The sequence below is a fragment of the Gemella haemolysans genome, assembly GCF_028308085.1.
GTDB lineage: Bacteria > Bacillota > Bacilli > Staphylococcales > Gemellaceae > Gemella > Gemella haemolysans_D.
Genome location: NZ_JAQMFS010000055.1, coordinates 76,755 through 99,402, shown reverse-complemented (window position 1 = coordinate 99,402; position 22,648 = coordinate 76,755). Strand labels below are relative to the sequence as shown.

At 31.7% G+C, this 22,648-nt stretch carries 18 protein-coding genes and 1 pseudogene; 15 read left to right on the top strand and 4 right to left on the bottom strand.

Annotation, left to right across the window (positions count from 1 at the left end; all coding sequences use genetic code 11):
• Positions 1-87: 87 nt before the first annotated feature.
• Positions 88-927 carry an SIALI-17 repeat-containing surface protein gene (locus PNO30_RS04240; protein ID WP_271966249.1) on the bottom strand — a complete coding sequence of 280 codons (840 nt, stop codon included), beginning with the start codon at positions 925-927 and terminating at the stop codon, positions 88-90.
• 381 nt (positions 928-1,308) lie between these two features.
• On the opposite strand from PNO30_RS04240, the gene PNO30_RS04235 reads away from it, so the two are divergent.
• Positions 1,309-1,812, top strand: a complete 504-nt coding sequence (locus tag PNO30_RS04235) for a hypothetical protein (RefSeq protein WP_271966248.1) — start codon at positions 1,309-1,311, stop codon at positions 1,810-1,812.
• Positions 1,813-2,228: 416 nt separating this feature from the next.
• A complete protein-coding gene (locus PNO30_RS04230) occupies positions 2,229-3,854 on the top strand; it encodes a malolactic enzyme (protein ID WP_271966247.1) in 1,626 nt (541 codons plus the stop codon).
• A gap of 45 nt (positions 3,855-3,899) precedes the next feature.
• On the opposite strand, the pseudogene PNO30_RS08975 reads toward PNO30_RS04230, so the two are convergent.
• Both PNO30_RS08975 and glpK read right to left on the bottom strand, forming a co-directional pair.
• Positions 3,900-4,070 (bottom strand): annotated as a pseudogene (locus PNO30_RS08975) (winged helix-turn-helix transcriptional regulator); the annotation flags it as partial.
• Between the two features lie 74 nt (positions 4,071-4,144).
• On the bottom strand, positions 4,145-5,647 hold the full coding sequence (gene glpK / locus PNO30_RS04225) for a glycerol kinase GlpK (protein WP_271966246.1): 1,503 nt from the start codon (positions 5,645-5,647) through the stop codon (positions 4,145-4,147).
• 215 nt (positions 5,648-5,862) lie between these two features.
• On the opposite strand from glpK, the gene PNO30_RS04220 reads away from it, so the two are divergent.
• From PNO30_RS04220 to pyk, 6 genes are all read left to right on the top strand, one after another.
• Positions 5,863-6,276, top strand: a complete 414-nt coding sequence (locus PNO30_RS04220; protein WP_271966245.1) for a hypothetical protein — start codon at positions 5,863-5,865, stop codon at positions 6,274-6,276.
• Positions 6,277-6,278: 2 nt separating this feature from the next.
• Positions 6,279-7,007 carry a peroxide stress protein YaaA gene (yaaA, locus tag PNO30_RS04215; RefSeq protein ID WP_271966244.1) on the top strand — a complete coding sequence of 243 codons (729 nt, stop codon included), beginning with the start codon at positions 6,279-6,281 and terminating at the stop codon, positions 7,005-7,007.
• A 54-nt stretch (positions 7,008-7,061) separates the two neighbouring features.
• Positions 7,062-7,652, top strand: a complete 591-nt coding sequence (locus tag PNO30_RS04210) for a flavin reductase family protein (RefSeq protein ID WP_271987270.1) — start codon at positions 7,062-7,064, stop codon at positions 7,650-7,652.
• Positions 7,653-7,699: 47 nt separating this feature from the next.
• Positions 7,700-10,969: a DNA polymerase III subunit alpha gene (locus PNO30_RS04205; protein WP_271987269.1), complete on the top strand. Its 3,270-nt coding sequence runs from the start codon at positions 7,700-7,702 to the stop codon at positions 10,967-10,969.
• A gap of 129 nt (positions 10,970-11,098) precedes the next feature.
• Positions 11,099-12,061 carry a 6-phosphofructokinase gene (gene pfkA / locus PNO30_RS04200; protein WP_271966241.1) on the top strand — a complete coding sequence of 321 codons (963 nt, stop codon included), beginning with the start codon at positions 11,099-11,101 and terminating at the stop codon, positions 12,059-12,061.
• Positions 12,062-12,170: 109 nt separating this feature from the next.
• Positions 12,171-13,616 (top strand): pyruvate kinase, encoded by a 1,446-nt coding sequence (gene pyk / locus PNO30_RS04195; protein ID WP_271966240.1) that lies wholly within the window; start codon positions 12,171-12,173, stop codon positions 13,614-13,616.
• An 843-nt stretch (positions 13,617-14,459) separates the two neighbouring features.
• On the opposite strand, the gene PNO30_RS04190 is transcribed toward pyk, so the two are convergent.
• Complete coding sequence (locus tag PNO30_RS04190; RefSeq protein WP_271987268.1) at positions 14,460-15,458, bottom strand: D-2-hydroxyacid dehydrogenase; 999 nt, start codon at positions 15,456-15,458, stop codon at positions 14,460-14,462.
• 537 nt (positions 15,459-15,995) lie between these two features.
• Between PNO30_RS04190 and PNO30_RS04185 the strand changes: the two genes are divergently transcribed.
• The 7 genes from PNO30_RS04185 (at position 15,996) to PNO30_RS04155 (ending at position 22,620) form a co-directional block, all read left to right on the top strand.
• Positions 15,996-16,268, top strand: coding sequence for an autorepressor SdpR family transcription factor (locus PNO30_RS04185; RefSeq protein ID WP_271987267.1), 273 nt, complete (start codon positions 15,996-15,998; stop codon positions 16,266-16,268).
• A complete protein-coding gene (locus PNO30_RS04180) occupies positions 16,255-16,869 on the top strand; it encodes a DUF1648 domain-containing protein (RefSeq protein WP_271987266.1) in 615 nt (204 codons plus the stop codon). Before PNO30_RS04185 ends, PNO30_RS04180 begins: the two co-directional genes overlap by 14 nt.
• Positions 16,870-17,014: 145 nt before the next feature.
• Positions 17,015-19,336: an ATP-binding cassette domain-containing protein gene (locus PNO30_RS04175; protein ID WP_271987265.1), complete on the top strand. Its 2,322-nt coding sequence runs from the start codon at positions 17,015-17,017 to the stop codon at positions 19,334-19,336.
• Positions 19,337-19,538: 202 nt separating this feature from the next.
• Positions 19,539-20,573 carry a YdcF family protein gene (locus PNO30_RS04170; RefSeq protein ID WP_271987264.1) on the top strand — a complete coding sequence of 345 codons (1,035 nt, stop codon included), beginning with the start codon at positions 19,539-19,541 and terminating at the stop codon, positions 20,571-20,573.
• A 158-nt stretch (positions 20,574-20,731) separates the two neighbouring features.
• Entirely contained in the window at positions 20,732-21,196 is a 465-nt protein-coding gene (gene tadA, locus PNO30_RS04165) for a tRNA adenosine(34) deaminase TadA (RefSeq protein WP_271966234.1), read from the top strand.
• Positions 21,197-21,474: 278 nt separating this feature from the next.
• Positions 21,475-22,290, top strand: a complete 816-nt coding sequence (locus PNO30_RS04160; protein ID WP_271987263.1) for a methyltransferase domain-containing protein — start codon at positions 21,475-21,477, stop codon at positions 22,288-22,290.
• Positions 22,291-22,338: 48 nt separating this feature from the next.
• Positions 22,339-22,620 carry a hypothetical protein gene (locus PNO30_RS04155; RefSeq protein ID WP_271987262.1) on the top strand — a complete coding sequence of 94 codons (282 nt, stop codon included), beginning with the start codon at positions 22,339-22,341 and terminating at the stop codon, positions 22,618-22,620.
• Positions 22,621-22,648 lie beyond the last annotated feature (28 nt).

The window sequence follows — 22,648 nt, the reverse complement described above, 5'->3', positions numbered from 1 at the left end:
TAAAAAGAAGATTATAGGATTGTAATTCATCAAATTGATGTTGCTGTTCTATAATCTTCTTTTGTTTGTTTTATAATAAAAGAATGTTTAATTATTTCTACGTTTAAATATTGAAAGGCCAATAATTGATAAAATTATAGTTCCAATAGTAGCCACAGTTGAGCTTGATTCTATACCAGTATTTGGTAGAATTTTTTTATTGTCTGGTGACTTGTTTTCTTTTGGATTTAGTTTAGTTGGGTTAGTAGGTTTATCTAATTTTGGTTTTTCTGGAGTAGATTCTTTGGGAGCCTCTGGAGTGTTTGGTTTTTCCGGAGTTGGCTCCTTAGGAATCTCAGGAGTGTTTGGTTTTTCCGGAGTAGATTCTTTAGGGATGTCAGGAGTATTAGGAACCTCTAATTTTGGTTTGTCCAATACTGGAGGATCAATAGGATTGACTCCACCATTAAATTCAGGCTTTTCTAATACTGGAGGATCTATAAGTTTGTATCCAAACTCAAACTCTGGTTTTTCCAATACCGGAGGATCAATAGGCTTAGCACCACCATTGTATTCTGGTACATCATTAACTGGAGAGTCTTTTGGAACCTCGTGTACAGGTGCGCCGTAGAATCTAACATATTGATAAATTCTGTTAATTACAGTCCCAGCTGCTCCTTGTTTGTAGTTGATGACCCTAACAATTTCTTTAGAATACCCCTTTTCTTTGTTAACTAAAGGTACGTCGGGACTCTTCATTCTTACTGCTGTAATTCCATCTTTATCAGTGAATTTTTCAGCAAATGGGAACTGTTCGATGAAACTTTTGTTTATAGTTTCGCTCGTAGTTCCTGTAGTGTTATCTGCTGCCTCTACTACAGTAAGAGAGTTAAGGCCAAAACCTAATGCAATTGCCAATGTGCATTTTGTAAAATTATTTATCTTCATAAAACCACCTCTATCTATATAATTGTAACTTTAAAATAGTTTAACAATCTAGAAGCGAACGTTTTCACTCCTATCTTTAATTATATCACTGTAAAAATTTGAATTCAAGAAATTGGCTATACTACTTATATAAATAGTGAAATATGTTAGATAAAACTTACTAGTACGTGTCTTTTTTTATGTATAAAAAATATGATATAATAGTAAGCGTAATAGATATTGTAAAAGTAGTGAAGGAAGGGAATAATTAAAATAAACTAACTAGAATTAGATAGTTAGTCGAAAGGTTATTAAGAAATAAGACATGAATAGAATAAGAAAAAAGTATAATAGAATAGGTAATAGTCCCCAAAATTTATCCAAATTTTGGGGATATTTATTATGAAATTAACAGATGAAAATAAGATAGAAATGTATAGACTTAAGAAAGAAGGGTACTCAAACAAAGAACTATCTAAAAAGTTTAAAATAAATCTTAGTAATGTGAACTACATAATTAGATTAGCTGATTTACATGGTGAGCTAATACTGATTAAAGAGAAAAATACATATTATCCACCACGATTAAAACTAGATATAATCAATGAAGTGTTAATATTTGGAAATTCTATACACGCTACTTCATTAAAGTACGCATTACCAAATCATGGTTTACTATGTAATTGGATTTTAAAGTTTAAAGAAAACGGGTATACTATACTAGAGAAACCGAAAGGAAGACCTAGTAAGATGAAGAAAAATAATAAAAATATTGAAAATAAAGAATTATCAAAAGTTGAACAATTAGAGAAGGAACTTGAGTACTTACGTGTAGAAAATGCAGTTTTAAAAAAGTTGAGGGAGATAAGGTTAAAACAATCTCAAACGAAGAGAAAACAAAAATAGTAGAAGAATTAAAGAAAACATATAAATTAAATATACCATTAGAAATTTTAGGCTTATCTCATTCATCATATTTTAAAAAATTCTTGACTAAATAGTTTGAAAAATTTAAAATAACTGTAAGGAATGAAAGTCACTAAAAGTAATAAAATTTACTGACTTTAAAGTTTAAAACACTAAACAAAAATAACTTAATATTTTGTCCAATTTTTTGGGTGCAGGACCCACTCATTATGAGTAAAGATGCTTCTTACTATATATAAATAAAAGAGGAGTGAGAATTATTATCTATTTTGTATATTTTAGTTTAGGAGATTTGTAATTCTTTTAATTAATTTTTAATAAATGGGAGTATAGTTATAATATCAATTTACATAAGGGTGTAATATAATAATTTAAAGATAATGGAGGATTTTCCAATGAAAAGACATAGCATTTTAAATGATCCGTTCCTTAATAAAGGAACTGCCTTTACACAGGAGGAGCGAAAGGAACTAGACCTTATTGGGTTATTGCCCCCTTATATTCAAACTATTGAAGAACAAGTGGCACAAACCTATGCGCAAATGCAAACAAAAGTAAACGATTTAGAAAAACGTCTATTTTTGATGGAGATTTTTAATACAAATCGCACGCTTTTCTATTATTTATTTTCTCAACACTTAGAAGAGTTCAATCCAATTGTGTATGACCCAACAATTGCAGATACTATCGAGGGTTATAGCGATCTTTTTGTTGAGCCACAATATGCAGGATATCTAGATATTAATCATCCTGAAAATATAGAAGAAACCCTTAAAAATGCAGCAGATAACCGTGATATACGTCTAATAGTAGTTACTGATGCAGAAGGTATATTGGGGATAGGAGATTGGGGTGTTAATGGAGTAGATATTTCTGTAGGTAAACTTATGGTCTACACAGGAGCGGCAGGAATTGATCCTTCTATGGTTCTTCCGTTAGTTATTGATGCAGGAACAAATCGTGAGGAATTACGTAATAATCCGAATTATCTAGGTAATCGTCATGAACGTGTACGAGGAGAGCGATATTATGAGTTTATTGACCAATTCGTCCAAACTGCTGAACGTTTATTCCCTAAACTTTATTTACATTGGGAAGACTTTGGACGAATGAATGCGGCGAATATACTGGAAAAATATCGAAAAAACATCCCAACATTTAATGATGATATTCAAGGGACAGGTATCGTAACTCTAGGAGGTATTTTTGGAGCTATGGATATTACAGGTGAAAAATTAGTTGACCAAGTATATCTTTGTTATGGTGGGGGAACCGCAGGTGCAGGAATTGCATCACGTGTGCTATGTGAGATGGTAAGTCAAGGGTTATCTGAAGAAGAAGCATATGAACGTTTCTTTATGGTAGATAAACAAGGGCTTCTCTTCGATGATATGGATGATTTAACTCCTGAACAAAAACCGTTTGCTAAAAACCGTGCTAATTTTCCAAATGCTGATAAATTAACAGATTTATTAGAAGTTGTTAAAACTGTTAAACCAACTATTCTAGTAGGAACTTCGACACAGCCGAATACTTTTACTAAGGAGGTAGTCGAAGCTATGTGTCAAAATACTGAGCGTCCATGTATATTTCCGTTATCAAATCCTACTAAATTAGCAGAAGCATCAGCAGAAGATTTGATTGTTTGGTCTGATGGTAAAGCGTTTGTAGCAACAGGTATTCCTTCTGATAATGTTATGTATAAAGGTGTAGAGTACATTATTGGTCAAGCTAACAATGCCCTTATATATCCAGGGTTAGGGCTTGGAGTGTTGGCATCAGAAGCTAGCCTTTTAACAGATGAAATGATTGGTGCAGCGGCACACTCATTAAGTGGAATTACAGATATTACTAAACCTGGAGCTCCAGTGTTGCCTCCGTTCAAATATGTTGCAGATGTTTCTATTAAAGTAGCAGAAGCGGTCGCTAAAAAAGCACAAGAACAAGGATTGGCTCGTGCTCAAGAAAAAGATATGGCGAAAGCGGTTCGAGATTTTAAATGGATTCCAAAGTATAAATAATTAAAAAGAAGTATCTTAACTCATTATGAGTAAAGATACTTCTTTTTAAAATATAGATTTGTAAAATTCTCCCCAGTCATGCATACTCTTAATAATGGGGTCTAGAGTTTTCCCTAAATCTGTAAATCTGTATTCGACGCGAGGTGGCACTTCTGGGGGCACTTCTCTTTCTATAATTCCTTTCTCCTCTAACGAGTAAAGGTTAGCAGTTAATACTTTTTGGCTGACTCAATTAAGTGATTTTTTTTATTTTCCAAAACGTTTAGTACTGGTAAATAAATCTCTTAAAATTAGTATCGTCCATCCGCAAAAATCTGTGTAGCTCTTACTGCGCGTTTCCAACCTTTATATAGTTTTTCTCGTTCTTCTTTTTCCATAGTAGGAATGAATAGTTTCCCTGCTGTATTTAGGTTTTTTAGTTCATCTAAGTTTTTCCAGTAACCAGTAGCAAGACCTGCTAAAAATGCAGCACCTAATGCCGTTGTTTCGAGATTTTCTGCACGAGCTACCTTAACACCTAGTATATTAGCTTGGAATTCTAACAAGTAATCGTTGTTAGCAGCTCCTCCATCAACTTTAAGAAGGGGTATTTCTACATTCGCATCAATTTTCATAGTATCGATAATATCGCGTACTTGATAAGCGATAGATTGTAACGTAGCTTTAACTAGATCTTCTTTTGAAGTAGCACGTGTTAGACCAAAAATAGTTCCACGAGCATTTGGATTCCAATAAGGAGCGCCTAATCCTGTGAAAGCTGGCACTAGGTATACTTCGTTGTTATTTTTAGAATTGTATGCTAATGATTCTGTTTCAGATGATTTTTTAATTAAACGTAAACCATCTCGTAGCCATTGAATAGCACTTCCTGCAATAAAAATAGATCCTTCTAAAGCGTAATAAACTTTACCATTTATTCCAAAACCAATAGTTGTTAGCAGGTTATTTTTAGAAAGTTCCATATTTTCTCCAGTATTCATAATAATGAATGATCCTGTACCGTATGTATTTTTTATCATTCCTTTATCAAAGGCAAGTTGTCCGAAAAGAGCAGCTTGTTGGTCTCCGGCAAGCCCGCTAATCGTAACTTCCCCACCGTAGAAATGATAGTCTATGGTTTTTCCGTATACTTCTGAGTTAGATTTTACTTCAGGTAATAGAGATTCGGGTATATTAAGAATTTCTAAAATTTCTTTATCCCAAGTTAAATCTTTGATATTAAATAACATCGTTCTAGCTGCGTTTGTATAGTCGGTAACGTGAGTTTTCCCACCTGTAAGTTTCCAAACTAGCCATGTATCGATAGTTCCAAACAGTAGTTCGCCATTTTCAGCTCGTTGTTGAGCTCCAGGAACATTATCTAAAATCCAACGTATCTTAGTAGCTGAGAAATATGCATCAACTACTAATCCAGTCTTTTGATGTATCATGTCTTTATAACCATCGTTAACAAGCTTACTTGCTATATCAGCACTTTGTCTACTTTGCCAAACAATTGCATTATAAATAGGTAACCCAGTATTTTTATCCCAAATTACAGTTGTTTCGCGTTGATTTGTAATACCGATACTGTCAATTTGATTCGGTTTTATTCCACTTTCGATAAATACTTCTGCGATTACTGATTGAACAGAGTTCCAAATTGCATTAGCATCATGTTCAACCCATCCAGATTGAGGGAAAATCTGAGGAAACTCTTTTTGACTACTCGCTATTATTTCTGCTTTCTTATTAAAAATTATCGCTCTAGAACTAGTAGTACCTTGATCTATTGCCATTATGTATTTTTTCATACTCCACCTCGAAATAGTTATGTCACTAATATTATATCATTTTCTAATAATGTTTAAAAGCTGAAGACAATGTATAATTGTATATTGAAAGTGGGGGATAGAACAAAGAGAATAGATTATTATATAGCGTATTATTAGCGTTTTTCGTATTTTTCTTATAAAATAGAGAATGATAGTTTTTAAAATAATTTATTATAAAATAAAGGAGAAATACAATGAATAGTTTACACAAATCTTTAACAGCATTATTAGAGAAATTAGAGGAAAATGGTGTTTTACAAAAAGAAAAATTTAACACAGTAGCGCTTAAAACAGAGGAGCTTGCAAAACATATTCGCGATCGTTTCGCAAAAGAATATGCCGATTTAGAAATTCGTAGACTTTTAGAAAAAGTTCATTATGCGAATACTTATGAGGATAAAGTACTAAAAGAAACAGCATTTTTAGTCGATGAAATTAGTGAGTATATGTTCAAACTTGAAGTTGCTAATCGTGATTTTGTAGTTGGGTACTTCAATACATTAATTATTAATCCTGCAATAGAGGCAACAGAATACAATTTCGTATTAATGGAAGTAGAAAGTTTAATCGAAAACAGCTTCTTAGAGTTACCTGAAGAAGAGGAATAATAATGAAAATTTTAATACCGACAGCTAAAGAACTAAACAAAAAAGCAACGCCGCAAGAAGCGTTAGAACTTAGTGAAAAAAGTAATGAAATAGTTGCTGAATTTGCTAAGTTTAGTGCACAAGATTTAGCTAAAGTTTATAAAATTAAAGAAGATAAGGCGATGGAAGAATTCTCTCGCTGGCAAGATATAAAAAACAACACAGCAAAAAGTTATAAAGCATTAGACTTATTCAATGGACTAATGTATAGAAATATAAATCGAGATAATTTTGATGAAGCAGATAAAGAGTATATAGAGAAAAATGTATTTATTACAACGTCGTTATATGGTATAATTGGTGCTTATGATTTGATCCAAGAACATAGACTAGATTTTTTACAAAATGTAAAAATCTCAGGAGAGTCTTTAAAGAATTTCTGGCGAGCTAGTTATGATGAAAGTATTAAAGGTGAAGAGTTTGTTGTTTCATTATTATCTAGTGAATTTGAAGAAGTATTTTCAAAAAATCAAAAAGAGAAATTTATTAAAATCAGCTTTATGGAAGAAAAAGAAGGAAAATTAAAAGTACACTCTACGATTTCTAAAAAAGCAAGAGGTAAATTTTTAACAGAACTTGTAAAAAACAAAGTTTCATCAGTAGAAGAGATGAAAAAAATAAAGTTCGATGGATTTGAATTTAGTAAAGAACATTCAGAAGAAAAAGTATTAGCTTTCATAGCTAAGAGATAGGATAAATAAGGAAGAGTATACTATGAAAGGAAAAAATAAAGAGGATAGAGGAAGATGAAATTAGAAACTAAAACCAGTAAGTTATATTACGGCTTTCCAGTAATATTAATAGGATATAAAGATAAAAAATGGAGATACAATGTGACAGCTTGTAGTTCATCATATTCTTTAGGTGATATGATTACAGTTGGACTTTCGACAGATAGTAATGCGGTCGATAACATTAAAGAATATGGAGAATTTACTGTTAACGTACCGTGTCAACAAATACTTAGCAAGGTTGAAATTGCAGGTTTCCATTCAGGTCAGAATAAAATTGGAATGGCGGATATGACGTATGATCCAGCAAAATACATTGATGCACCGGTAATGGATGAATGTATTTTGTCACTTGAATGTAAAGTAGAAAATATTTCAGAATATGGAAAGTATACGAATTTTGTAGCTTCTATAAAACGTAGAGTAGTCTGTGAGAATCTTTTAGACGAAGAAGGAAATATGAAATATACACAGTTTAACCCAATTTACTTTATGGGTGATGATAACAAACGAGTATATCGATATTTTAATGAACAAAGTAAAAATTATGGAGAAAATATGGGATGTTCTTCAGAAGAAGATGAGTATAATCCACTTTGCGGATAATATCGATTAAACAGAACTAGAAATATTGAGGAAAGGAGGATATTAGTATGTATTACAATTTGCAGGTGCATAGTGCGTATGATCTTTTGAACAGTACTATAAAGTATGAAAGTATGTTTTTAAAATTAGCAAGAGATAATCAAAGAGCTGTTGTTATCGTTGATCCGAATATGTACGGAGCGATAAAAGCTCATAAAGAATCTAAGAAAGCTGGAATTAACCTTATTCAAGGATTAGAAGTAAGCTTAGGATACGGGATTGGTTTTCTAAAATTCAACATACTGTGTAAATCTGAGAAGATGTTCTATAAATTATTAGAGATTTCGACTAAGTTTATGAATGGAGAAGAGTGGACTATAGAAGATTTTTCTAGCGAGATGAAAGAATATAGCGAAGACTTTGTTTTAATAGTTGTTGATGAACTTAGAGACAGTATGGAATTTTCATACTTAAACAATCTTTTTAGCAATTATGATTTTTACTTCGGTTTTAATGAAAGTTTTCAAGTAAGCCCGTATAGTTTTTATGAAAATGTTGTTTATACGAAGCCTAGTTATTATCTTAATAAAGAGAACTATCAGCAAGTCATTGTTAGTCGTGCTATTCGCGATAATAAAAAATTAAATATACAAGAACTGACAACTATTTCAGGAGATGAATTCGTAAGAGAACAGAAGGATTTTGAAGAAATATTAGCACCCGGTGATGAAGAATTACATTTGATTTTTAAGAAGTCATTTGTAAATCAGCAAAATATTGTTGATAAATGTCAATATGAGCTGAACTTTTCGGGCTATCATCTTCCTAAGTATGTTTATGGAGAAAAAGAAGACATATATTCTAAGTTTTCTTCTAAAGAGTACCTGCATTACTTGGTTCAAAAAGGTGTAAAAGAAAAGCTAGTTGGCAAAGATTTATATCCTTATAAAAAACGCTATAGTTATGAGCTTAAGATTATTGATGAGATGGGGTTTAACGATTATTTCTTAATTGTTTATGATTTTGTGAAATATGCGAAAGATAATGGAATCCTAGTAGGAGCAGGACGTGGTAGTGCTGCGGGAAGTTTAGTCTGTTATTTACTAGATATAACTGAGGCCGATCCACTAGAATACAATCTTCTATTCGAAAGATTTTTAAACAAAGAGCGTATATCTATGCCCGATATCGATATTGACTTCCAAGATACTAGACGTGATGAAGTTATAAAATATGTAGAAGAGAAGTACGGTCAGGATAAGGTTGCACAAATTATTACTTTTACAACATTCCAATCGAAAAGTGCTGCACGAGAATCGGCGAGAATACTGCAGTTTGATGAACAGACTTTAAAATTTATTAGTAGTAATATTAGCTCGACAAGAACATTGAAAGAATGTTATGAAATATCAGAAGAATTAAGGGCGTTTATTAACCAAAGTAATATTAATAAACGTTGGTTTAGTATAGCGCTGAGTTTAGAAAACTTACCGAAGAACCCATCGGTGCATGCAGCTGGGATAGTAATAAGTGATGATAAACCTTTGGTTAACTATGCACCACTTGCTGAATCAAATATGACGAAGTATTTAACACAATGGACGATGGATGATGTTGAGAGTGTTGGTTTATTAAAAATAGATTTCTTAGGTATTAGATATCTTACGATGGTATCGAGTATTGTTGAAGAGATAAAAAAAGAAAATCCGACATTTGATATAACAAAGATAAATTACCAAGATCCTAAAGTGTATGAATTATTTGCTAAAGGTAAAACAGAAGGTATCTTCCAATTTGAATCTAGTGGGATGAAAGAGAAATTAAATCTTTTGAAACCTACGGAGTTTAATGATATTGTTGCGATGAATGCTCTCTATAGACCGGGGCCAATGGCTCAGATAGAAGTCTATGTACGAAGAAAAAATAAAGAAGAGCAAGTAGTATATCCGCATCCTCATTTAGAGAAAATATTAAAAGATACTTACGGGGTAATAGTCTATCAAGAACAGATTATGCTGATTGCGGTGAATTTCGCTCATATGAGTTTGAATGAAGCGGATAATATGAGAAGAGCTGTAAGTAAAAAGAAAAAAGAAGACTTAGAGTACTATGGACGTATCTTCGTAGAGAAGAGTGTTGCTGCAGGATATGATCTGCAAGTTGCCAAGAAACTTTTTGATCTTATTGTAACATTTGCGAATTATGGTTTTAATAAGAGTCACGCGGTTGTATACAGTATGCTTGCGTATCGCTTGGCATATTTAAAAGTTTATTATACTAAGTATTTTATGACGGCTTTATTAAACAACGTAATTAGTAGTGAGAAAAAAATTAACGAGTATAAACAAGAGCTTAATAACCTAGGAATAAATCTGGTAAAACCTGATGTGAATCGAAGTTTGTCGAGTTTTAGTGTTTATAAAAATGATATTGTATTTGCTCTAACTGCGATTAAGAATGTTGGATATAGAAGTGGGTATGAAATAGTACAAGATAGAATAAATTTTGGACGCTACTTAGATATAGATGATTTCTTAAAACGTATGAATAAAAAAGTAGACTATCAAGCGGCGGTTTCTTTAGTTAAGGCAGGAGCAATGGACACTTTTGGATATAATCGTGCTACGTTAATGAAAAAAGTCGACGATTATTATTCAGATAATAGGCAGTATATAAATAATGTTCGAGTTGCCTTATCCGCTGAAAGTGGATTAACACTGAAAGTCGAAGAGGTAGAAGATTATTCTATTACTGAAAGAATCCAAATGGAAAAAGAAGTGACGGGTACGTACTTTTTAAAACATCCCGTTCAAGTTGAAAAAGAGAAATATTCTTATCTGCCATTACAGTATATAGGAGCTGAACTTAGTGATAGTTATGTTGAAATAATTACAAGAAAAGAAATTAAGACTAAAAACGGTGATTATATGGCATTTTTAACTGTAAATGATGGGAAGAATGATTATGATGTTACTGTGTTCCCAAGTGTTTATAAGTACGCTAATGTATTTATAAAAGTAGGGAGTTTTGCGGTAATGACATTGAAAAAACAGATTCGAAATGGAAGAGAACAATATATCTTAGAAAAAATTGCAAGTCTTAGAAATTATAGAGAGTACTGCCTTAGTAATATAAAAATTATCTATACGATAGTTGATGAAGAAATACTTAAATTTTTAAATGAGTATAAGTCGGAGGTAGGTAAAGTCAAGGTTGTAGCTTTGCTGAACAATGATACTAACAGAGGTAAAACGATATCAATAGAAAACGAACAGGAATTTGTTCATAAATTTTTTGAAAATTTCCCAGGAAAACGTATCAAAATAGCATACTCTTAAAAAAACAAAAAAAATCGAACAAAAATTAAACAAAATTATGTTTTTACTAGAAAAAATAACAAAAATATGATATTGTTGATAAGTAAATTAAAAAATAATTAATAACAAATACGAGGAAGGTAAGACTACATGAAAAAAATAGCAGTTTTAACAAGTGGTGGGGATGCACCAGGAATGAACGCAGCTGTGCGTGCCGTTGTAAGAACAGCAATCTATAATGGATTAGAAGTTTATGGAGTATATCAAGGATACAAAGGATTAGTAGAAAACAACATTAAAAAACTTGAAGTTGGAGATGTTGGTAACATCATTAACCGTGGAGGAACAATGCTTTACTCAGCTCGTCTTCCAGAATTCGCTAACCCAGAAGTTAGAAAAGGTGCTATTAAGAACTTAGAAGCATTAGGAATTGATGGACTAGTAGTAATCGGTGGAGATGGTTCATACCGTGGAGCTATGGCTTTAAGTAATGAAATGAATATCCAAACTATCGGAGTTCCAGGAACAATCGATAACGATATTTGTTGTACAGATTACACTATCGGATTTGATACTGCGCTTAACACAATCGTTGACGCTATTGACAAAGTTCGTGATACAGCATCAAGTCACGAGCGTGCATTCATTATCGAGGTAATGGGGCGTAATGCAGGGGATTTAGCATTATTCGCTGGTATTGCTGGAGGAAGTGAAAGTCTTCTAATTCCAGAGAAAAAAGAAGATATCGAAGAAGTTGTTGCACGTATTAAAGCTGGTGAAGATCGTGGTAAAAAACACTCAATCATCGTACTTGCTGAAGGTGTAATGGGTGGACAAGAACTAGCTGCAAAACTTAAAGAACTTACAGGAGAAGAAGTAAGAGCAACTATTTTAGGACACATTCAACGTGGTGGTACTCCAACAGCTCAAGACAGAGTATTAGCATCTCGTCTAGGTAACTATGCTGTTCAACTATTATTAGCTGGAGAATCAGGACGTGCAGTAGGTATTCAAAACAACAAACTTGTAAGTACTCGTTTTGAAGACGTATTTAGTGATGTTCATAATGTGGATCTTTCTATCTACGAGGTTTCTAAACAACTTTCAATTTAGTTTAAAAAACGTTTTCTTTAGATAAAAATAGTATTTTTCGAGAAAATATTTGAAAACATAATGAAAATGAGTTAAAATATTAAAAGATAAAAAATTAAGAGGTATATTTATGATACAGAAAAAAACTAAAATAATTTGTACAATTGGACCTAAGTCTGAAGATAAAGCAAAACTTACTGAAATGGTAGAATTAGGGATGAACGTATGTCGTCTTAACTTCTCACACGGTGACTACTCAGAACACGGAGCAAGAATTCAAACAATTAAAGAAGTAAGAGAAGCTACAGGAACTAACTTAGCTATCCTTTTAGATACTAAAGGACCTGAAATCAGAACTAACAACATGGAAAATGATGCAATCATGTTAGAAACTGGAAAAGACGTTATTGTTTCTATGACAGAAGTTCTAGGAACTCCAGAAAAATTCTCAATCACATACGGAGAATTAGTACACGACGTTAAAGCTGGAGACACTATCTTACTTGACGACGGATTAATCGGATTAACTGTAAACAGCGTAGATGCTGAAGCAGGATTAATCTACACTACAGTACAAAACGGTGGAGTACTTAAAAACAAAAAAGGAGTTAACGTTCCAGGTGTATCTACAAAATTACCAGGTATTACTCCAAAAGATGAAGAAGATATCCGTTTCGGATGTAAAAATGATATTGACTTCGTTGCTGCTTCATTCGTTCGTACTAAAGAAAACGTACTAGAAGTTAGACGTATTCTTAAAGAAGAAGGATGTGAACACGTTCAAATCATCCCTAAAATCGAATGTCAAGAAGCCATCGATAACATCGACGAAATCATTGAAGTATCTGACGGTATCATGATCGCTCGTGGTGACCTTGGGGTTGAAGTGCCAGCAGAAGAAGTACCAATTATGCAAAAAGACATCATTGCTAAATGTAATGCAGCTGGTAAATTCGTAATCACAGCTACTCAAATGTTAGACTCAATGCAAAAAAACCCACGTCCAACACGTGCCGAAGTATCTGACGTAGCTAACGCAATCTACGATGGAACTGATGCAATCATGTTATCAGGAGAATCTGCAGCAGGTGCATACCCAATCGAATCAGTTCGTACAATGGCTACAATCGCTAAACGTACTGAAGAAATGCAAGATTACTCTCGTATCTTAAAAGATCGTTCTAAAAAAATCGTTTCTAAAGATATTACAAACGCAATTGGAGTATCTGTAGGATACACAGCTCTAAACTTAGACTTACACACAATCGTAACTTACACTGAATCAGGACAAACAGCTAGATTAATTTCTAAATACCGTCCAAACGCAGCTATCTTAGCTGTAACTCCAAGTGAAAAAGTTGCACGTGGATTAAGCTTAGTATGGGGTGTAGACGCTCAAATTTCTGAACAAGTTAAATCAACTGACGAAATGTTAGATACAGCTAAAAACATCGCAGAAACTTCAGGATATGCTAAAAAAGGTGATGCTATCGTAATCACTGGAGGTATCCCAGTAAACACTTCAAGAAGTAATGTTGGATCAACTAACTTCTTAAAAGTTTCAGTAATCGACTAATAGTAAATAAAATAAGAAGAAGTAGGATAAATTCTTACTTCTTCTTTTTCGTTATACAATAAACGTAGAAAATTAGAATGCGATATTGAATAAATAATGCGTTAAAAACAAAAAGTGGCCCGTAATGGACCGCTTTTCGTTATATGAACACAAAATAAGAATTTAGGGTAAATTGTTATTTTGTAGTAATCGGAATTTCTTCCGATATTAAATTAAAAGTTTTATTGTTAAATAAATTTAACAATCGAAAGGAAATTATGACTATAACGAGTATAGCCGTAAAAATGGAAGAATAATATACTTCCACAGTTTTAAGAACAATCTAGACGATTGTATGAGGCATATAGACATATCCTCTTCTATCTATTAACTCATATAATGCTTATCATATGCTATTAAGAAATTTTTCAAAATTTACGTTTAAGATGATGTGGATTTTTTGAAGAACTTCTGAAACGATATTTTAGTAATAATTAATATCAAAATGCAACAAATAGTATAATCGAAAAAAATATAAATAATATTAATTATACTAAGATATTTTAATGATGAAATTATCCTACTAACTGTTTACATCTTTATTGTAACAAAATGTCGATGGTTGTCAAATAAAACAAGATTTTATAAAATTTATTGAATAGAATATTTTTCTATATTAAATCCTGTATATACAATATTGAATGCTGTTAAACAAAGAATTAGTAAAAATATTTAGGTTATGCAAACTTACAGATAATATCATTTGAATAGTCACAAAAATATAAAAAGGAATAACCGATAAACATTATCAAGTATATTCCTTTTTATGAAAAGATTTAGAATCAATGAATATAATATAACAAACTATCTGTTGACAATATTAGGAGAATCTCCAGTTGTAATCACTTCGACAGCAGCGTTTAATGCACCTTCTACAAGATTTTTAACAGCTGTTTCTGTGTAGAATGCAGTATGTGGAGTGTAGATGATATCATCTCTATCGATTAATTCTTGCATTAATTTATCATCGAAGTCTTTATTTGTGAAGTCTTTAGGAACGTAGTTTCCTTCGTTTTCGTATACATCAAGACTAGCTCCTAATAATTTTCCGCTATCTAGAGCGCGAATAACAGCTTTAGTATCAACAAGAACACCACGAGCAGCATTAGCGAAGATAGAGCCATCTTTCATTTTACTGAAGAAATCATCATTTACCATATGAGTATATTCTTTTGTAGCAGGTACATGAATAGTCACAACATCAGATTGAGCTAGTAATTCATCGATGCTGTCAACATACTCTAAAACTTCACGAGCAGCGTCAGAAGGATATAAATCATAACCAATAACTTTGCAACCTAGTCCCTTAAATAGTGTTGCAGCTTGGCGTCCAATGTTCCCTGTTCCTAGGACACCTACAGTAAGAGTTTTTAATTCTCGAGAAATTATATTTTTATTCCATGTGAAATCATGTTTCTCAACATTGTTAAGTATTTTTTTAATATTTCTACTGATATATAAGACAGTAGTAACAACATGTTCTGCAATTGCGTTAGGAGAGTAACGAGGAACGTTAGTCATGCTAATTCCTAATTCACGCATATATTTAATATCATAAATATCGAATCCTGCCATTCTGTTTGCGATAACTTTAACACCTTGTTCTTTTGCATAATCGTATACTTCTTTAGCAAATGGTCTATTTTGGAACATTACTGCTCCTTGTTTCCCTTCTAATAAGTGTTTTGTTTCTGCTTGAAGTTCTCCTTCATGAAGATCAATCTCTACTTCAGGATGTTCTTTTAACCAGGCATCAACAAATGGTCTTTCATCTTCTCTCAAGTTAAAAAGTGCTAATTTCATAATATAATCTCCTTTTAATTTTTTTATATTCTAGATGAATAGTAGATTAAAATAACGTATTAAATTATCATTTTTGGCATCTAGTATTCATCTAAAATATAATATATAAAGATAGTACAACAGACTATAGATAACGCTTACAATTATTATTTTAAAGAGAATAACAAAGTTTGTCAACAGTGTTAAATGTATAGTACAGATAATATATTCCATAAAATTAATACGCTTTCAAAGTTGTTGTTGTAATATTTGCTTGAAAATTTCAAATGAAAACGTGTTTGATGTAGAGTGTAATTGTATAATAGATATTAATTATAATATCATATAGATAAATATAATCTTATTATTAAAAAAAATAATCATAAAAATATTGTAATTTATAGTACAGTTAATAGAGTGTGTTAAACAAACTATAATAACTATTTAGAAAAATTTCTAAATAGTTATTGACTTAAAAAAATAATAGAGTTATAATCTATTTAGAAAGATATCTAAATAGAATTGCAGTTCGTTATATAAAGGAGTGATATACATGGGATGAGTGAAACTTTAAAGGCGATATCTGATCCGGTAAGAAGAAATATTTTGGAATTGTTGAAAGAAGAGAAGAAAAGTGCAGGAGAGTTAGCTTCAGAATTTAATCTATCTGGGGCGACTGTATCGTATCATTTAACTCAATTAAAAAAAGCGGGTTTAATATTAGAATCTAGACATAAAAATTTTATATACTATGAATTAAATGCCAGTGTATTCGAAGAAGTGCTTGTCTGGATCTATGGTTTAGGAGGAAAAAACGATGAGAGTAGATAAAAAAAGTTTGTTTCTAAGTGTTGGTATTTGTCTATTGCCGATATTAATAGGAGTTTATTATTTTAATGTATTACCCGAACAAATAGCTGTACATTTCAATGCTAAAGGAGAGCCTAATAATTTTGTGAGCAAAACTTGTGCGATTATTGGTATTCCTATATTTTTAGCGATAGTTCAGATTGTTATTTCGCTAGTAGTAGATTTTGATAAAACTCCTAAAAAAGGTGCGCTAATAATTAGGGGAATTATACCTTTGATAAGTGTTCTAGTTCAAGGTGGCTTAGTAGCATATGCTTTAGATAATAATTTCAATGTACCACAATTAGCAGTGTTTATTATCGGAATAGTGTTTATTATACTTGGTAACTATCTGCCTAAAAAAGAATTTTGGGGAAAATACAATTTCAATCTTTTTGGTTTAGAAAAAGGTGTCAATGAGCAAAAAGTGATTAGAGCTTACGCACTGCATATGACCTTTAGTGGGGTTGCTATATTCATTAGTGGATTCTTTAGTTCTGTAGTAGCGTTAGTTTTAATAGTTATTTTTGCAATTACCTCTGCAGTTTTACCTTTTTACTTGGTTAAAAAATATAAAGGTTAGTAATCATCATATATAGCATACATGTATTCTTAGAGGAGAGTATTCTTTCAATAGGGATATATTGTATGCTATAATTACATACACGAGAAATTTTATGTAAAGAAAAGTTTAAGTTTGTCTAATATTTAAATTAGGAGGACATAGAGTGCTAGAACTTAAAAATATAGTTAAGAAGTATAATACTGGTGGTAGTGAAGTAGAAGTACTAAAATCTGTAAATATTCATTTTAGAGAAAATGAGTTTGTATCGATTTTAGGAGCAAGTGGAAGTGGAAAAACGACGTTATTAAACATTATAGGCGGTTTGGATAAATATACATCTGGTGATATGGCGCTTATGGGACGTTCTACTAAAGAGTTTAAAGATAGAGATTGGGATAGTTATAGAAATGGGACTATAGGTTTTGTCTTTCAAAGTTATAATTTAATATCTCACTTAAGTGTAATTGAAAATGTAAAATTAGCTTTGTCTATCTCAGGGCATTCTAATTCAGAAAATCATGAAAAAGCTAAGAAAGTATTAGAAGATGTTGGCTTAGCGGAACATCTTTATAAAAAACCTAATCAGCTTTCTGGTGGTCAGATGCAAAGGGTGGCGATTGCTCGTGCATTGGTTACTGATCCAAAGATTATTCTTGCTGATGAACCAACAGGGGCTTTAGATAGTAAAACTAGTGTTCAGATTATGGAGCTTATTAAAGAAATAAGTAAGACGAAGTTAGTTATAATGGTAACGCACAATCCAGAATTAGCGAAAGAATACAGCGATAGAATAGTACGAGTTAAAGATGGTGAGATTCAAGAAGATACAAATCCATATGTAGCTGGAGAAGTTGCTGATAATGGTTTTGCTTTAAAGAAAACTGCGATGGCATTTAGTAGTGCGATTAAATCTAGTTTTAAAAATCTTCTTACGAAAAAATTCCGTACGCTTATGACGGTTATTGCGAGTAGTATAGGGATTATTAGTATTGGTTTAGTATTAGCTATTTCATCGGGGATGGATAAGTATATTCAAACGATGCAAAATGAGAATTTATCGTCAATGCCAATTATGATAAGTGCGAATCAAGTGAATTTTGGATTAAGTGTTGATGATGATAACTCGGAAAAAGACTCTAATGGTTCTGAATTGGTGCCAAAGTCACGTCGTGATGTGCATAGAAATTTATATTCAGTTGATTCATTAGGGAATGGAGAAACATTTATAAATTATATTCAAAACAATGCGAAGGATTATTACTCTGCGATTGATTTTGCAGAAGGTTATAAATTACAAGCATTAACTAAAAATGCAAAAGGTGATGTAGTAGCTGTAAAACAAGAACAGACTTCATTAAATGATAGTATTTTTGGTGTATTACCAGAAGATAAGAACCTAATTATGAATCAATATGAAGTGGTAAAATCATCTAAAGATAATTTCGAATATCCTAGCGATAATGAGGTTGTATTATTTACTGCGAAAAATAACGAAATCGATAAAGCTACGATAAAAGCTTTAGGGTTTGATGAAAATACAAAGGTTAAGTATGAAGATGTTATCGGAAAAGAGTTTAGTGTAATAGAAAATAACAACTATTACAGAAAATTAGGTGATAGATTTGTTCCTCGTGATGTTGATGCAAAAATGTATGATGGAGGAACTAAGGTTAAAGTCGTAGCTATATTAAAAGCTAAAGATAGTTTTACTAGACCCCAGATGACGATTGGTTACACAAGAGCTTTACAAAAGTCAATGATTGAAAGAGAAGTGAAGTCAGATATTGTAGTGGCTCAACAAAAAGATAAAACTAGAAATGTTATAACTAATCAGAAGATGGATAGTGATACAGCTGAACAACTGCTTGCTACATTAGGGGCAAAAACTGCACCGAGTGCAATTAATATTTATCCGAAGTCTTTCAATGATCGTGATAAAATAGCTGGGGTTATAAATGACTTTAACAAGAAAGTAGCAGAGAAATATGGTTCAGATAGCTCAGATTATCATAAATATAGTATTACGTATGCGGATTTAGCAAAGCAAATGACGACGATTATGTCACAAATGATTAATACAATTTCATTGATCTTATCGGCATTTGCAGGAATATCGTTAATTGTATCATCTATTATGATTGGGATACTAACGTATGTATCTGTGGTGGAAAGAACGAAGGAAATTGGTATTTTACGTGCAATTGGTGCTCGAAAAAAAGATATTACAAGAATCTTTATCGCAGAAGCAGGGTTAATCGGATTTATTTCCGGTACTGTAGGTGTAGTGGTGACTATGCTTTTATCAGTTCCAATAAGTGGAAGTATTGCTAAGGCGCTAAAAGTCGAAGCATTCACAGCGTCATTGAATGCTCAATCATCAATTGGATTAATAGCTCTTAGCTTAGTGCTAACACTTATCGCAAGTATTATTCCATCGAGAATAGCTGCGAAAAAAGATCCAGTCGAAGCGTTAAGAACTGAATAATAAAAAATATGAGGAATAGTGGATTGTGTTATAATCAGAGGTTGCTGAAAAATGTAACGTTCGGAGGTTAAATCGAATCTAGTATTCCTTATTTTTATATTTTTTACTAAGAAATTGGCTAATTTGATTCTTTTGTAAGATTGACACGTATCTTGGTTTGCAATATAATTTATATTATAGATATATTAAGTAGGAGTTTTTTATGATAATAGGTTCGTTTATAGTTTTTATGATATTCCTTTTATTGTTCTTATCTGTTTTGTATTTTGACAGAAGGAACTTGTTTTTAGGGATATTTTTTATAGCGACAGGTTTAAGTTTTATTTTCTGTGTAATGGCTTTTATTACTAATCAGGCACAAGACAATAGATTTTTATACAATTTAGGTGTAGTATTACTTGTTATAGCGGTGGTAATATTCACTTTGCTTCCAATGGTGGTAGTCATTATGTTTTTATACAATTCGTTTATGCTTATTAGAAGAGAAGGGTTAAGAGTAGGTAACCTACTGAGCCTAGCTGTATTTTTCTTTCTGGTAGGTTATTTTACATATTGGCCACGTGTTGCTACCTACACACGTGACAATATTCTGTTAAATATATTTTATGTTTATATCAGTTTAGTAGTCTTATATTTTTTATGTATAGCGATGTCTTATTTAGTATCTAGTGTTTTAAATTTTATTAATATCTTACCAAGAAAGATTGATTATGTAGTGGTCTTAGGTGCAGGATTGATTGGTGAAAGGGTAACGCCTCTTTTAGCTAGTAGAATTAGAAAAGGGATAAAGGTTTATAAAGCTAATCCTGGGAGTAAGCTAATCATGTCGGGTGGACAAGGTCCTGATGAAGTAGTATCTGAAGCATTTGCGATGAAAAATTATGCTCTTGAGCAAGGTGTTGATGAAAAAGATATAATCTTAGAAGAAAAATCGACTCGAACTGAAGAAAATATTATTTTTTCAAAGAAATTTATTCCAGCTGATAAAAGTTTTGCTGTGGTGACGAATTATTATCACGTTTATCGTGCGTTGGTTCAAGCAAGAACTTTAGGTTTTAGATGTATTGGCTATGGAGCGCCGACTAAGTTCTATTTCAGTCTCAATGCTTTCATTAGAGAATTTATAGGGTATCTATATTTCAAAAGAAGAATACACGCTATAGTCCTAGGTGTGCTGACATCCTTATTTATAGCAGCTGTCCTAGTGGAAATATATTTTTGGGCTAATAATAGCTAGAATTTAAGAGGATCGACTTAACAAAATTAGTTTTGAAATTAGTTTTGTTAAGTCTTTTTCTATCTAATTATTATATGTAATTTTGCAACTTACTCCCCTAATGATTTCTAAATATGATATAATTAATTGAAAAAATATTTGCGGAAGGATGTAGTGGTGTGAAAGATCATTCTTATTATATGGAGTTGGCATTAGAAGAAGCGCGGAGAGCTTACGCTAAAGGTGAAGTACCTATTGGAGCTGTGCTAGTTATTGATGATAAGGTTGTTGCGAAGGCTCATAATACTCGTGAAGAAAATCAACAGGCATTGAATCATGCAGAAATGTTAGTTATTAAAGAAGGTTGTGAAAAACAGGGTTTTTGGAGACTTGATAATAGTTATTTATATACTACTGTAGAGCCGTGTGTTATGTGTAGTGGAGCAATTGTTCAAGCTAGAGTTGAAAATGTTATTTATGGAGCGAGTGATCCTAAATATGGTTGCTGTGGTAGTTGCATTGACTTAGTGGGTGAGAATAAATTCAATCATCAAGCTAAGGTTATCTCTGGGGTGCACGAAGAAGAGTGTTCCATGCTAATGAAGAACTTTTTCAAAGAGTTAAGAGAACGAAAGAAGAAATAAACATTCAATATATTTATAAATTTAAAAATTTTTAAATTATAAATATAAAATAATTAAAGATAATAATATATAAATATAATGACGATAAAAACAATTCAGAGGATTGTGTCGTCATTTTTTGTTTTAATATATAGTAATAAAATAAATAGTTACTTATTAAAAATAAACTTAGGAAGAAATCTAAAAAAGACGAAAATTTCTAATTTTTCAACTGTTTTTCGCTATCATTATTAAAAAAAATTTGATACAATTATCTTAGAAAGTATAGAGGAGCTTCAATGAAAATAGAAAATGTAATAAAAAAGTTTAATCAAGAGGAAATATACCTTTGTCCAAAGTGCTTATCAGAATCTCATATAGAGGGTATCAGTCTTGTTTGCAATGAAAATCATCGTTATGATTTTTCAAAAAAAGGCTATATTCATCTGATAAACAATTATAAACCGACGAAATACAGTGAAGATTTATTTAAAGCTCGTAGTGAAGTTTTTAGTAATAGTTTTTATGAAAATATATTAAAGAATATTCAAAATTTAATTGAAGAGTATGCTGACGATGTTGTATTGGATATTGGTTGCGGAGAAGGATATTATATTAAAAAGTTAAAAACAGTATTTCCTGAGAAATATTTTTATGGGCTAGATAATAGCAAGGATGCGATCGAGTTAGCTGTTAAAGAGGATAAATTGAATCCTTATATGGTGGCTAACTTAGCTAATCTTCCGTTTAAAGATGGAAGTGTCTCGTGCATTCTTAACATATTAACACCTGCTAATTATGAGGAGTTTTTCAGAGTATTAGGTGATGATGGATATTTGATAAAAATTATTCCGAATACAAATTACCTAAGAGAGATTAGAGAGTTGATTGGTGGGAAGGAATACACAAATAGTGATACTGTAAAATTGATTGAAGAAAATTGCAAGATTGTGGATAGGATAACGGTAAGTGATACTTTCCAATTGACTAAAGAGCAAGCAGCGAGTTTTCTTAAGATGACACCTTTAACATTTTCTAAAGAAATTACAGATTCTGATATTAATCAATTAAAAGAAATTACGATAGATCTAGAACTTTTAGTTTGCAAGAAGTAGGTTAAGTTGTAGTTGTAACAGAAGGAAAATTATGAAGGAGGATAGAGTGTGAATACTGAAAAATATGATCAAGTTGTTGAAGTGAAAAAATATGTAAAAAAACCGTGGACAACAAGTTGTCTTGATTTTTCTATAAAAGATGAAAATACATATCTTATGAGAGAGGCTAGTATTCGTCAGACAAATTACTATTTATGTAAAAAAGACGATAGAGTATATCTAGTAGATAGTGATAATCATAAAGATGAAATAAGCTGGGTTAATCTAGATAAGTTTGTTGAAATAGAAGAAGGTGATGCAACCTATAGAAGGTATAGGGTATTAAAGTAAAATGACAATTGAATAAGACGCTGTTAGA